Raw genomic sequence first — 12,694 nt, 5'->3', positions numbered from 1 at the left:
TAATTATATATAGTAAATTTCAAAAGGAGAACGAGTATGGAAGAGAGAACAGTTTACGACGTTGTCATTATCGGTGCTGGACCTGCAGGTATGACTGCAGCAGTATATGCATCACGCGCAGAACTTAAGACCGTTTTACTTGAACGTGGTGTACCTGGTGGACAGATGGCAAATACCGAGGAAGTAGAAAACTTCCCAGGTTTTACAATGATTACAGGACCAGAATTATCTTCTAAAATGTTTGAACATGCCCAAAAATTTGGTGCGGAATACAAATTTGGAGATATTAAGAGTGTAGAATTAGATGGAGATATTAAAATTTTAAAAACTTCATCTGAAGATATTTATACAAAATCAGTTGTTATCGCAACTGGCGCAGAATATAAAACAATCGGAGTACCAGGCGAAGATTTGCTTCGTGGACGCGGTGTAAGTTACTGTGCAGTATGTGACGGTGCTTTCTTTAAAGAAAGAGAATTATACGTTATTGGTGGAGGGGATTCTGCCGTTGAAGAAGGTGTATTCTTAACGAAATACGCAAGTAAAGTAACGATTGTACACCGTCGTGATGAGCTTAGAGCTCAAAAAATCCTTCAAGATCGTGCCTTTAAAAATGATAAAATCGACTTCATTTGGGACACGGAATTACAATCTATTAACGGAGATAGCCGTGTAGAATCTATCACCTTAAAAGATAAGAAAACAGGTGAGGAGTACACTAAAGATGCAGATGGCGTATTCATCTATATCGGTATGTTGCCACTGACTTCACCATTTAAAGATTTAGGCATTCTAAATGAAAATGGCTATATCGAAACAAATGAAGAAATGGAAACTAAGATCCCAGGTATTTTTGCTGCTGGTGACGTTAGAGAAAAGTCTCTACGTCAGATTGTTACAGCAACCGGAGATGGTAGTTTAGCTGCTCAAAATGCACAAAACTATTTAGAAAAGTTAGAAGATGAGTAATCTTACAAATCCCCCTTTTTAGGGGGTTTCTTCATAACATATTCGTTATAATACAGATGATAGTCTTTTGAAATAGACATTCTAAGGGTGGGTCTAATGAAAAATTTAATCATAATGACAGGCATGAGTGGTTCAGGTAAATCTGTTGCTTTAGAAGCAATTGAAGATATGGGGTATTTTTGTATCGATAATCTTCCGCCAATTCTAATTCCAAAAGTTATTGAACTGATGGATTCTTCAGATGGTAAGATGTCGAAGCTTGCAATTGGGATAGATTTAAGAGGTAAAGAATTCTTCCATGATTTGATCGAGCAGCTAGATATATTATCCAACAATAAGGACTTTGTCTTACGTATTCTCTTTTTAGATACAGCAGATGAAAGATTGGTATCACGCTACAAAGAAACTAGACGTGCACATCCACTTGGAGGCAGTGTTTCTCTCTTGGATGCGATTCGCCAAGAACGAAAAATTTTAGATGATTTAAAAGGGCGTTCTTCTAAGGTGATAGACACTACTGACATCTCTCCTAAAGAGTTAAGAGACATATTATTTTCTCTTTACAGTGGAGGACGAGAGGAATTCTTTGTGGTGAACGTCTTAAGCTTTGGTTTTAAGCACGGTATACCAATTGATGCTGACTTGATGTTCGATGTACGCTTTTTACCCAATCCATATTACTTACCAGAACTTCGTCCCTTAACTGGTCTTGACGATAGAGTATATAACTATGTAATGAAGTGGCAAGATACTGATACTTTTTACGAAAAATTAAAAGATATGATTTCCTTCCTAATTCCTCAATATGTTAAAGAAGGAAAGTCACAATTAACGATTGCTATAGGCTGTACTGGTGGTCAACACCGTTCTGTCGCCTTGGCAAAAAGACTCGGAGAAGATTTGAATACTCAATTTTCCTTTAAAATTAACACTGCCCACCGTGATGCTAAAATAGAGGGACAGATTGATGTCTAAAATTAACATTACAATTATCGGTGGTGGCACAGGTTTATCTGTTTTATCAAGAGGGTTGAAAAAATATCCTGTGGATATATCTGCGATTGTTTCAGTTGCAGATGACGGTGGGTCTACAGGTATCATCCGTGATCAAATAGATATGCCAGCACCTGGTGATATTAGAAACGTCATGTCAGCGCTAAGTGAAGTTGAACCGATGTTAGAAGATTTGTTCACTTATCGTTTTAAAAAAGATGAAATTTCTGGCCATAGCTTAGGAAACTTAATGCTTGCAGCCATGTATGATATTTCTGGAGACTTTGCAACAGCTGTAAGTGAGTTATCAAAGATTCTAAACGTCAAAGGCACAGTCATTCCTTCGACAAATGTCAGCCCTAAATTGGCGGCAAGAATGATAGATGATTCTATTATTATTGGGGAAAGTTACATTCCAAAAGTGAAGAAAGAAATTAAGGAAATGTATTTAATCCCAACAAATATCGCTGCAACTCCAGCAGCAATAGATGCGATTATGGATTCAGACATCATCGTGCTTGGACCAGGTTCGCTTTTTACAAGTATTATTCCAAACCTGTTACCAAAAGGCATCGCAAAAGCACTTCGTGAATCTAATGGAATTAAAGTGTATGTTGCGAATCTTTTAGAGCAGCCAGGTGAAACGATGGGAATGTCTGCTTATGATCACCTTTTAGCCATTGAAAAACATATAGAGGCATCGGTCATTGACTATGTGATTTTAAATGAGAGAGATGTCTATAGTCAGATGGCAAGCACCTATAAAAAACGAGGCGTGCAGATCATTAAAAGTGAGCGTCATAAAATTATTGAACATGGTGTTAATGTTATAACAGATGAAGAATTAATCATTGTCGATAAAGAAGGTGTAGTTCGACACAATAATGAAAAACTAGCTGAAATTATTTATGATATTGTAATCGATGAAAGTCGTACGCTAGAATACGATTAGGCTAGAGAGTGAAAGGAAAGTGGACAAATGTCATTTGCTTCCGAAATGAAAAATGAATTAACCCGTGTCGAAGTAGATGAATGCTGTATGAAGAGCGAACTGTCTGCACTAATCAAAATGAATGGTGCAGTCTCATATTTTGATGGTCAGTGGGTCATTAACGTTCAGACAGAGAATGCAGCAATCGCAAGACGAATATTTAGTCTGATTAAAAATGTATATAAGATTGAAATAGATTTATTAGTCCGCAGAAAAATGAAACTGAAAAAGAATAATGTATATATTTGCCGAATTAAAAATGAAACCAAAGATGTTTTATCCGATTTAAAAATTTTCTCAGATGGTGTCTTAATCAATACAATCACTGATGAGATCTTATCTAAAGATTGCTGTAGACGCTCTTATTTAAGAGGGGCATTTCTAGCAGGTGGTTCTGTGAATAATCCAGAAACGTCTGCCTATCATTTAGAAATTGCGACCCTTTATGAAGAGCATGCCAGCGAATTGACTAAGCTGATGAATGGTTATGGTTTAAATGCTAAGTTTATCGATAGAAAAAGAGGATACTTAGTGTACTTAAAAGAAGCTGAAAAAATATCAGACTTTTTAAGTTTGATTGGTGGCTATCAAGCCCTCTTAAAATTTGAAGATATTCGTATTGTTCGTGATATGCGTAATTCAGTTAACCGTCTGGTCAATTGCGAAACAGCCAATCTTAATAAAACCGTCAATGCAGCTATGAGACAGGTCGAAAATATTAAGTTCATTGATCAGGAAATTGGCATAGAAGAATTGCCTGAGCGCTTGAGAGAAGTTGCTAAAATTCGAGTGGAAAACCAAGAGATGAGCTTAAAAGAAATTGGAGAGGCTGTGTCAACAGGTGCAATTTCAAAATCAGGTGTGAACCACCGTCTAAGAAAGCTAGATGAAATTGCCGACAAGTTAAGAAATGGTGAAGAACTTGTCTTATAAACAGTAAAGCCCTTACCTTAGTTTTTAATAGACTATGGTAAGGGCTTATTTTATTTATCATAAAGTGCTTCAAGTGCCTGATCTAAGGTTGGATATAAATACTTAAAGTCATTATTTAATAATTTCCTTGGGTGAACTTTTTGACCTTCAGTAATCAGCATGGCTCTTTCTCCTAACATTGTTTGGAGTAGGAAGGCTGGGGTTTTAAAGAAGTTAGGCTTGCCGATAATGGCGCTGAGTACTTTAGAAAAGTCTTTTTGCCTAACAGGAATAGGGGCTGTGATGTTCACTGGACCTTCAATATCAGAATTGAGGCCGATGAAGTAAAGTGCATTGATTACATCATCAATATGGATCCAAGAATACCACTGACGGCTCGATGCGATATTACCACCGAGATTGACCTTGTATAGTTTTTCTAACTCTTTTAAAGCGCCGTGATGGCGGTCTAAAATCAGACCAAAGCGTGCGTAAATAGTACGAATACCAAGACTTTTTATTTGCTCGGCAGCATGTTCCCACCGGTTTACAACTTCTGATAAAAAGTCATTTGGAGATAAAATATCATATTCATCATACTCAACTAATTTACTTGTTGGATAGTAACCGACTGCACTCGCGTTAATAAAAGCTAGTGGTTTAATCTTTGAATCAAACAGCCACTGATAGAGCATATTGGTCATATTTAAACGGCTGCTCACTATTTCTTCTTTATAGTCTTCTGACCATTTATGGTTCAGCGTTGCTCCTGAAAAGTTGTAAACTAAATCAAAATCGTCTGGTAAGTCTCTTGCCCAAGTCAGATCATTGTAGTTTTCAGAATCATATTGGACGTAGTGTACATATGGGTGTTCGCTAGATTTTTCTTGACGACTCAAAATATAAACGTGATGGTAATCTTTCTTAAAGGCATCTGTTAAATGGCTACCGATAAAACCTGTACCGCCGGAAATAAGTATATTCACTACAAGAGCCTCCTAAAGAGTTTGTTACCCCTATAATAATTGAAAAAAGAGTTTAAGTCACGGTTTGACTTAAACTCTTTAATAATCATATTATATTATTTTTCTGGTTCCATAACATGGTCAATTAAACCATATTCTTTAGCTTGTTCAGCTGTCATAAAGTTATCGCGGTCAGTGTCTTTTTCAATTTTTTCTAGTGGTTGACCAGTACGTTCAGCTAAGATTTTATTTAGTTTTTCACGTGTTTGTAGAATGTGCTTGGCTGCAATTTCAATTTCTGTTGCTTGACCTTGTGCACCACCTAGAGGTTGGTGAATCATAATCTCAGCGTTAGGAAGCGCATAGCGTTTTCCTTTAGCACCAGCAGTGAGTAGGAATGAACCCATAGAAGCTGCAAGTCCAAGACTAATTGTTTGCACATCAGGTTTAATGTGTTGGATAGTGTCGTAAATTGCCATACCAGCTGTCACACTACCACCTGGTGAGTTAATATAAAGATAGATATCTTTTTCAGAGTCTTGAGCTTGTAAGAATAAAAGCTGACTGACTACTGAGTTAGCCACGTTGTCATCAATGGCACTACCGATCATAATAATTCTATCTTTAAGCAGTCTTGAGTAAATGTCATAAGCACGTTCACCGCGATTTGTTTGTTCAATAACTGTAGGTATCAAATTCATAATATTGCCTCCTGTAATCATATCTAAGATCTTTGTCTAATTATATTTATATCATATTAGTCAAATAAGGTCGAAGAAAACGATTTGTAAGTAAGTATGGTTTTTATCATATTACTCAGAGCCTCCTTTCGTCAATATTTAAGGCTTTAATAGTGCATGTTTAACTGCTATAATGAGTTTTGTTCTTTTTATTAATTTACCCCCGTGGTGTAATGGATAACACGTAAGATTCCGGTTCTTAAGATGGGAGTTCGATCCTTCTCGGGGGTGCTAAAGAGGTGAGGAATTTGCCGGTTGAAGAACTTGAAAAAGTTGATAAGCCTGATGATAGTTTGGACGATAGGTTTGTTAGAAAAGTATTCTACGTCTGTTTAAATAGTGGAAAGATCCTGCTAGAGAGTGGAGCCGAAACTTATCGCATCGAAGACACTATGGTTAGGATGGCTAACAATTATGGTATCGACAATGTACAAGTATTCGTCACAACAACCGTCATCATTCTCTCCATGAATGACTATTCACTTTCTCAAACAATTAGAATAGAAGAACGGGCAAATAACCTAGAGAAAGTCGTCAATATTAATGATTTATCTAGACAGATTACTCGAGGCTTGCCGATCAAAGATGCTATTAAAAGTATAGAAAATATTCATGAGACCAAGATGTTCCCCTTTTGGTTAGTCATCACTGCTGGGGCGATTGTCTCAGCTATGTTTTTGCTACTCTTTGACGGGGTGCCATCGGACTTACCGATCGCAGCTTTTGGAGGTGCGGTTGGTGTCTTGATCACTGAAAGTATTCAGCGATATACGAGAATTAAATTTTTCAATGAATTCTTTGCTGCTTTTTTTATCGCCTTATCCGCAGTATTATATGTTGAATTTGGACCAGGTAGCCAACTTGAAACGATCATTATCGCTGCAGTCATGCCTTTAGTACCAGGTGTCTTGATTACCAATGCGATTAGAGAAATGATCCGCGGGCATATTTTAGCAGGCACCATGAAAGGTGCAGAAGCGTCATTGACTGCCATTGCGATTGGTGCCGGGGTCGGCTTAGTATTCATGATGATGTAGGAGGGCATTTAATGGTCTATATCTTTCAACTCATTCTTAGTTTTATAGCATCTGCTGGATTTGGCATACTGTTTAATGCCCCAAGACGGACGATTTTAGCCGGCGGTTTAAGCGGTGCTTTTGGTTGGTTGATCTTTTACATCGCCACTGAATATGGCATCGATAGTGTGATTGCTTCATTTCTAGGTGCCATTGTCTTAACGGCAATTTCAATTGCGAGTTCAAGAAAACTTAAAGCGCCTGTTATCATCTTTATTACTTGTGGAATTATTCCCTTAGTACCAGGTGGAACGGCTTATAACGCAATGCGCAGTATCGTCTTAGATGAGTACAATTTAGCCTTATCGTATGGCTTTCAAGTTGCCCTTATTTCCATGGCAATTGCAATGGGGATTATTTCTACAGAATTATTTGATTCGTTGATTCAAACGCTTAAACGTAAACTTAAAAATATAAGGAAGAAAGAGGCTTGACCATGCTTAATCTAACTTATTACACGCGTGACAATTGTCAGCTATGTAATGAAGGAAAACTTCAGCTACAGCTTGCTCTATCAGAGTTAAGAGATGAAGTTGTACAATTAACTGAGGTAAATATCGATCAGGACGATAAACTCCAAGAAGAATATATGGTTCGTATCCCTGTTCTCGCAGATGGTGAAGAAATTATTCAAGAAGGCATGCTAGATTTTGTAACGATTTATGATTATGTCAAAGAAAAAAGTAAACAATAGAAGAGATAAGAATTGAGTCGTAGGTTAATCGTCTAACCTACGGCTTATTTTTTTGGATTGACGGTCTTTTTTTATTTGATTGCTTTTGATGTTTCAATCATCACTTGAGATATGTATAATTAAAATGACTATAAATCTGGAGGCGTATTCATGAAAAAGACTCTTGAAGATATTGAATTAGCAGGTAAAAAAGTTTTGATTCGGGCAGATTTTAATGTGCCATTAAAAGATGGAGAGATTACAGACGATACTCGAATTAAGGCTGCAATCAAAACAATTGCTTATGTACTTGCAAAAGGAGGGAAAGCCATTCTTTTCTCTCACTTAGGACGTGTCAAAACAGAAGAAGATAAGGCTCAATACAGCTTGGCACCCGTTGCAAAACGTTTAAGTGAACTGATGGATAAAGAAATTCTCTTCAGTGATAAAACACGGGGCTCTGAACTAGAAGAAGCAATTAATGAACTCCCTGATGGAGAGGTGCTCTTAGTTCAAAATACTCGATATGAAGATTTAGATGGTAAGAAAGAAAGTAAAAACGATCCAGAACTTGGACGCTACTGGGCGAGTTTAGGTGATGTGTTTATCAATGATGCCTTTGGAACAGCTCATCGTGAGCATGCTTCAAACGTTGGAATCAGCCAGCATTTACCTACAGCATCTGGATTTTTAATGAAAAAAGAAATTGACTTTATTGGTAGTGCAGTAGATGAACCTAAAACACCTTTCGTCGCGATTTTAGGTGGTGCTAAAGTATCAGATAAGATATCTGTCATTCAAAACCTTTTAACAAAGGCTGATAAAATTCTAATCGGTGGCGGTATGGCTAATACTTTTCTTAAAGCACAGGGACATTCAATAGGCACTTCTTTAATAGAACAAGATAACATTCAAACTGCTGAAGACCTCTTGAAACAATCTGATGGAAAACTCATACTCCCTGTTGATTTAGTTGTCGCTAGTGAATTTTCTAACGATGCTGAACACAAGACTGTATCAGTTGATCAAATACCAGATGATATGATGGCTTTAGACATTGGGAGTGAAACAGTTAAACTGTATGAAAAAGAATTAGCTGGTGCGAAAACTGTTGTTTGGAACGGACCAATGGGTGTATTTGAAATGTCTAATTTCTCACACGGCACAGTAGGTGTTTGTAAGGCAATCGCTGGTTTAGAAGATGCTATTACTATCATCGGTGGTGGAGATTCTGCAAGTGCGGCACAGGCTCTAGGTTTTAAAGATGATTTCAGTCACATTTCAACAGGTGGTGGAGCGTCACTTGAATATTTAGAAGGTAAAGAATTACCAGGCTTAAAAGCCATTGATAATGTAGAGGAGGACTAAGCATATGCGTAAACCACTTATCGCAGGTAACTGGAAGATGAATATGACAGCAACAGAGACCGAGGATTTTATCGACCAATTACTGACTAATAAATTACCAGACGATGTTGAAGCCGCTGTTTGTGGCCCATTTACAAGTCTCACTATACTGTCTGACAGAGCTAAAGATTCAGGACTTAAAATTGGTGCACAAAATGTTTATTTTGAAGAAAAGGGTGCTTTTACTGGTGAAGTGTCAGCAGCCATGTTGAAAGATATTAACATGACTTATGTGATTACTGGGCACTCAGAGCGCCGTGAAATTTTCGGAGAAACTGATAGTGATGTGAATAAAAAGAATAAGGCAGTGCTGAGTGTAGGTATGATTCCTATCGTTTGTGTGGGAGAAACTGATGAGGAGCGAACTGCTGGTAAACATGAAGAAAAAGTGCAACAACAAGTAACAAGTGCTCTTCAAGGTTTAAAAGAAGATGATGTTAAAGAGTTGGTGATTGCTTATGAACCAATCTGGGCAATAGGCACTGGTAAAAGTGCGTCAAGTGACGATGCAAACGCTATGTGTGAAATCATTAGAGACACAGTGCTTAATTTATATAATCAAGCGACTGCTGAAAACGTTCGTATTTTATATGGTGGCTCAGTGAAACCTGCGACAATAGAAGACTTGATGTCCAAAGAACATGTGGACGGCGCACTTGTGGGCGGCGCTTCCTTAAAAGTGGATGATTATTTACAATTACTAGCAGGTGCTAGCCATGACTGATTTAGCTGCTTTAATTATTTTAGACGGCTTTGCAGAAAGACAAGAAGTCTATGGCAATGCCGTCAAACAAGCATCTATGCCTAACTTTAAAAAGTATCTGGATACTTATCCTAACACTTTACTGAAAGCATCAGGTTTAGATGTCGGCTTACCAGAAGGACAGATGGGTAATTCTGAAGTCGGGCATTTAAACATTGGGGCTGGCCGTATCGTTTATCAAAGTTTAACGCGTATCAATCAAGCGATTGAAACCGGAGAATTTTATGATAACGAAGTCTTAAAACAGTCAATTCAACATGCTTTAACTAACGACAGTCACCTACATATTATGGGACTCTTAAGTGATGGCGGTGTGCATTCACACTACAATCATATGTTCGCTATTCTTAAGATGGCAAAAGCTGCTGGCTTAAAAGAAGTCTATGTTCACGGTTTTCTTGACGGGCGTGATGTTGGTAAAGCATCTGCTTTAACCTTTATAGAAAAAGCTGAAGAGAAGTTTAAAGAGATCGGCATTGGTAAATTTGCAACGATCTCTGGCCGCTATTATGCCATGGACAGAGATCAACGCTGGGACCGTGTCAAACTTAGCTATGATGTCTTAGTTCATGGGCAAGGTGATAAATTCCAGAGTGCTACAGAGGGTGTTACTGCTTCATATAAAGCAGAAGTCTACGATGAGTTCGTCAAACCTTTTACAGTTGGCGACAGTCAGACTATTGAAGATAATGACGCAGTCATCTTTATTAATTTCAGACCCGACCGTGCAGCCCAACTTAGTAGGAGCTTAACAGATTTAAACTTCTCTGAAATCGACAGTCTAAGCCATCTTCAAAACTTAAACTTTGCAACTTTTACTCATTACAGTGATGAGGTTAAAGCAAGTGTAGTTTTTGATAAAGATAACTTAGTCAACACTGTGGGTGAAGTCGTGTCGAAGGCGGGTAAAACTCAACTTCGCATTGCTGAAACTGAAAAGTATCCTCACGTGACCTATTTTATGAACGGGGGACGTCATGAAACCTTTGAAGGTGAATCTCGTATTCTAGTCGCTTCACCGAAGGTAGCAACCTATGACTTACAACCTGAGATGAGTGTATATGAGGTCACTAACCAGTTACTCAACGCAATAGATCAAGATAACTTAAATTTGATTATCTTAAACTTTGCAAATCCCGATATGGTTGGCCATAGTGGTATGTTAGAACCGACAATCAAAGCTTTAGAAGCGGTCGATGAGTGCCTTGGAAAAGTAGTCGATAAAATTCTTGAAAAGAATGGTGAAGCCATTATTACTGCCGATCATGGGAATGCAGATGAAGTGATTAGTCTCGACGGTAATCCGATGACAGCACATACGACAAATCCGGTTCCGCTTATCTTAACGCGGAAAAATGCACAGCTTAGAAATGACGGTCGACTCGCTGATTTAGCACCGACACTACTTGAGCTTTTAAACATAGAACAACCAAGTGAGATGACAGGTGAGAGCCTTTTATCATAAAATAAGTTATAATAAAATCGTTAAATCAAATTAGAAGGAGTAGATGAAATGCCATTAATTACAGATGTGTATGCACGTGAAGTTTTAGACTCTAGAGGAAATCCTACAATTGAAGTCGAAGTATTGACTGAGAGCGGCGCATTTGGCCGTGCCCTCGTACCTTCAGGTGCGTCAACAGGGGAATACGAAGCGGTAGAACTTCGTGATGGTGATTCATCACGCTTCTTAGGTAAAGGTGTAGAAGAAGCTGTAGAAAATGTTAATTCAATCATTGCTCCAGAACTAATCGATGGTAACTTTACTGTTTTAGAACAAGTATCAGTCGATAAGATGATGATTCAGTTAGATGGCACGAAAAATAAGGCCAAACTTGGTGCTAACGCAATTCTAGGTGTATCCATTGCTGTCGCTAAAGCAGCAGCTGACCTTTTAGGTCAACCATTATACAAGTACTTAGGTGGATTTAATGCAGTACAACTACCAGTACCAATGATGAACATCATCAACGGTGGTGAACATGCAGACAATAACATTGATATCCAAGAATTTATGATTATGCCAGTTGGTGCAGGCTCATTTAAAGAAGGCTTAAGAATGGGTGTAGAAGTTTTCCATCATCTAGCGAAAGTTTTATCTTCAAAAGGATATAGCACAACTGTCGGAGATGAAGGTGGTTTTGCACCAAATCTTCAATCAAACGAAGAAGCCTTTTCTGTCATTGCTGAAGCTGTTGAAAGTGCAGGGTATGAGCTAGGGACTGATATTGTCCTAGCAATGGACGCTGCATCTAGTGAGTTCTTCAACAGAGACAGTGGAAATTACGAGTTAAAAGGTGAAGGTAAGACATACTCTTCAGAAGAACTTGTAAACTGGTACAGCGATATGGTTGAGAAGTATCCAATCATTTCAATCGAAGACGGCCTAGATGAAAACGACTGGGCAGGTACTAAACTACTCACAGATAAGATTGGCGATAAAGTTCAATTAGTAGGTGACGACCTCTTTGTTACAAACACAGAGAAACTCGTTGAAGGAATTGAGCAAGGCGTCGCAAACTCAATCCTAGTTAAAGTAAACCAAATCGGTACACTCACTGAAACATTTGAAGCGATAGAAACAGCACAACGCGCTGGTTACACTGCTGTTATTTCACACCGCTCAGGTGAGACAGAAGACACTACAATTGCTGATATAGCAGTAGCAACAAATGCCGGTCAAATCAAAACTGGTGCACCATCACGCACCGATCGCGTTGCTAAGTACAATCAATTGCTACGCATCGAAGATGAACTATACGAAACAGCGACATATAGAGGACTCGATTCCTTCTATAACTTAAATATTTAAGATTATCTTGATTTATGACCTCCCCTTTTGCTGAAGGGGAGGCTTTTTGTTGTGTGGGTGTGGTTTGAAAGTTGGGGGTGGTGATAAGTTGTATCAGAACTTGGCACTTATCACCAAAAGAGGTTGAAAAGTCTATAAGTGCTGACGAAACTGTGGTCGAATAGACAAAAGAGGTTGAAAAGTCTATAAGTGCTGACGAAACTGTGGTCGAATAGACAAAAGAGGTTGAAAAATCTATAAGTGCTGACAAAACTGTGGTCGAATAGACAAAAGAGGTTGAAAAGTCTATAAGTACTGACAAAATTGTTGTCGAATAGACAAAAGAGGCTGAAAAGTCTATAAGTGCTGACAAAATTGTTGTCGAATAGACAAAAGAGGTTGAAAAGTCTATAA

At 38.2% G+C, this 12,694-nt stretch carries 13 protein-coding genes and 1 tRNA gene; 12 read left to right on the top strand and 2 right to left on the bottom strand.

Annotated elements, in window-relative coordinates:
* The first annotated feature begins 36 nt into the window (after nucleotides 1-36).
* The 4 genes from trxB to whiA all read left to right on the top strand — a co-directional run bounded on the left by trxB (nucleotide 37) and on the right by whiA (nucleotide 3,886).
* Nucleotides 37-969: a thioredoxin-disulfide reductase gene (trxB, locus tag JEOSCH030_RS09415; RefSeq protein WP_185126381.1), complete on the top strand. Its 933-nt coding sequence runs from the start codon at nucleotides 37-39 to the stop codon at nucleotides 967-969.
* Nucleotides 970-1,065: 96 nt separating this feature from the next.
* Nucleotides 1,066-1,944 (top strand): RNase adapter RapZ, encoded by an 879-nt coding sequence (gene rapZ / locus JEOSCH030_RS09410; RefSeq protein ID WP_185126380.1) that lies wholly within the window; start codon nucleotides 1,066-1,068, stop codon nucleotides 1,942-1,944.
* Nucleotides 1,937-2,914, top strand: a complete 978-nt coding sequence (locus tag JEOSCH030_RS09405; RefSeq protein WP_185126379.1) for a gluconeogenesis factor YvcK family protein — start codon at nucleotides 1,937-1,939, stop codon at nucleotides 2,912-2,914. The genes rapZ and JEOSCH030_RS09405 overlap by 8 nt, the downstream gene beginning before the upstream one ends.
* A gap of 27 nt (nucleotides 2,915-2,941) precedes the next feature.
* Complete coding sequence (gene whiA, locus JEOSCH030_RS09400) at nucleotides 2,942-3,886, top strand: DNA-binding protein WhiA (protein WP_185126378.1); 945 nt, start codon at nucleotides 2,942-2,944, stop codon at nucleotides 3,884-3,886.
* A 50-nt stretch (nucleotides 3,887-3,936) separates the two neighbouring features.
* Here whiA and JEOSCH030_RS09395 read toward each other — a convergent pair whose 3' ends face one another.
* Both JEOSCH030_RS09395 and clpP read right to left on the bottom strand, forming a co-directional pair.
* A complete protein-coding gene (locus JEOSCH030_RS09395; protein ID WP_185126377.1) occupies nucleotides 3,937-4,851 on the bottom strand; it encodes a TIGR01777 family oxidoreductase in 915 nt (304 codons plus the stop codon).
* 95 nt (nucleotides 4,852-4,946) lie between these two features.
* The gene (gene clpP, locus JEOSCH030_RS09390) at nucleotides 4,947-5,531 is read right to left on the bottom strand and encodes an ATP-dependent Clp endopeptidase proteolytic subunit ClpP (RefSeq protein ID WP_185126376.1); all 585 of its coding nucleotides are present in this window, start codon (nucleotides 5,529-5,531) and stop codon (nucleotides 4,947-4,949) included.
* A gap of 198 nt (nucleotides 5,532-5,729) precedes the next feature.
* On the opposite strand from clpP, the gene JEOSCH030_RS09385 reads away from it, so the two are divergent.
* The 8 genes from JEOSCH030_RS09385 to eno all read left to right on the top strand — a co-directional run bounded on the left by JEOSCH030_RS09385 (nucleotide 5,730) and on the right by eno (nucleotide 12,301).
* Nucleotides 5,730-5,801: transfer RNA gene (locus JEOSCH030_RS09385), tRNA-Arg, on the top strand.
* A gap of 17 nt (nucleotides 5,802-5,818) precedes the next feature.
* Nucleotides 5,819-6,607, top strand: a complete 789-nt coding sequence (locus JEOSCH030_RS09380) for a threonine/serine exporter family protein (RefSeq protein ID WP_235962268.1) — start codon at nucleotides 5,819-5,821, stop codon at nucleotides 6,605-6,607.
* Nucleotides 6,608-6,618: 11 nt separating this feature from the next.
* Nucleotides 6,619-7,080, top strand: a complete 462-nt coding sequence (locus tag JEOSCH030_RS09375; protein WP_185126375.1) for a threonine/serine exporter family protein — start codon at nucleotides 6,619-6,621, stop codon at nucleotides 7,078-7,080.
* A 2-nt stretch (nucleotides 7,081-7,082) separates the two neighbouring features.
* Nucleotides 7,083-7,340 (top strand): glutaredoxin family protein, encoded by a 258-nt coding sequence (locus tag JEOSCH030_RS09370; RefSeq protein WP_185126374.1) that lies wholly within the window; start codon nucleotides 7,083-7,085, stop codon nucleotides 7,338-7,340.
* A 150-nt stretch (nucleotides 7,341-7,490) separates the two neighbouring features.
* Nucleotides 7,491-8,687: a phosphoglycerate kinase gene (locus JEOSCH030_RS09365; RefSeq protein ID WP_185126373.1), complete on the top strand. Its 1,197-nt coding sequence runs from the start codon at nucleotides 7,491-7,493 to the stop codon at nucleotides 8,685-8,687.
* A gap of 4 nt (nucleotides 8,688-8,691) precedes the next feature.
* Entirely contained in the window at nucleotides 8,692-9,450 is a 759-nt protein-coding gene (tpiA, locus tag JEOSCH030_RS09360; RefSeq protein ID WP_185126372.1) for a triose-phosphate isomerase, read from the top strand.
* Nucleotides 9,443-10,954 carry a 2,3-bisphosphoglycerate-independent phosphoglycerate mutase gene (gene gpmI / locus JEOSCH030_RS09355; protein ID WP_185126371.1) on the top strand — a complete coding sequence of 504 codons (1,512 nt, stop codon included), beginning with the start codon at nucleotides 9,443-9,445 and terminating at the stop codon, nucleotides 10,952-10,954. Before tpiA ends, gpmI begins: the two co-directional genes overlap by 8 nt.
* Before the next feature lie 48 nt (nucleotides 10,955-11,002).
* Nucleotides 11,003-12,301: a phosphopyruvate hydratase gene (eno, locus tag JEOSCH030_RS09350; protein WP_185126370.1), complete on the top strand. Its 1,299-nt coding sequence runs from the start codon at nucleotides 11,003-11,005 to the stop codon at nucleotides 12,299-12,301.
* Nucleotides 12,302-12,694 lie beyond the last annotated feature (393 nt).

Source organism: Jeotgalicoccus meleagridis, assembly GCF_903994045.1.
Lineage (GTDB): Bacteria > Bacillota > Bacilli > Staphylococcales > Salinicoccaceae > Jeotgalicoccus > Jeotgalicoccus meleagridis.
Note: the sequence above shows the minus strand (reverse complement) of the source record. Positions and strands in the feature narration are given on the sequence as shown.

Coding starts and splice junctions, on each gene's coding strand:
- trxB (WP_185126381.1), top strand. CDS start 37: ATGGAAGAGAGAACAGTTTACGACGTTGTCATTATCGGTGCTGGACCT.
- rapZ (WP_185126380.1), top strand. CDS start 1,066: ATGAAAAATTTAATCATAATGACAGGCATGAGTGGTTCAGGTAAATCT.
- JEOSCH030_RS09405 (WP_185126379.1), top strand. CDS start 1,937: ATGTCTAAAATTAACATTACAATTATCGGTGGTGGCACAGGTTTATCT.
- whiA (WP_185126378.1), top strand. CDS start 2,942: ATGTCATTTGCTTCCGAAATGAAAAATGAATTAACCCGTGTCGAAGTA.
- clpP (WP_185126376.1), bottom strand. CDS start 5,531: ATGAATTTGATACCTACAGTTATTGAACAAACAAATCGCGGTGAACGT.
- JEOSCH030_RS09375 (WP_185126375.1), top strand. CDS start 6,619: ATGGTCTATATCTTTCAACTCATTCTTAGTTTTATAGCATCTGCTGGA.
- JEOSCH030_RS09370 (WP_185126374.1), top strand. CDS start 7,083: ATGCTTAATCTAACTTATTACACGCGTGACAATTGTCAGCTATGTAAT.
- JEOSCH030_RS09365 (WP_185126373.1), top strand. CDS start 7,491: ATGAAAAAGACTCTTGAAGATATTGAATTAGCAGGTAAAAAAGTTTTG.
- tpiA (WP_185126372.1), top strand. CDS start 8,692: ATGCGTAAACCACTTATCGCAGGTAACTGGAAGATGAATATGACAGCA.
- gpmI (WP_185126371.1), top strand. CDS start 9,443: ATGACTGATTTAGCTGCTTTAATTATTTTAGACGGCTTTGCAGAAAGA.
- eno (WP_185126370.1), top strand. CDS start 11,003: ATGCCATTAATTACAGATGTGTATGCACGTGAAGTTTTAGACTCTAGA.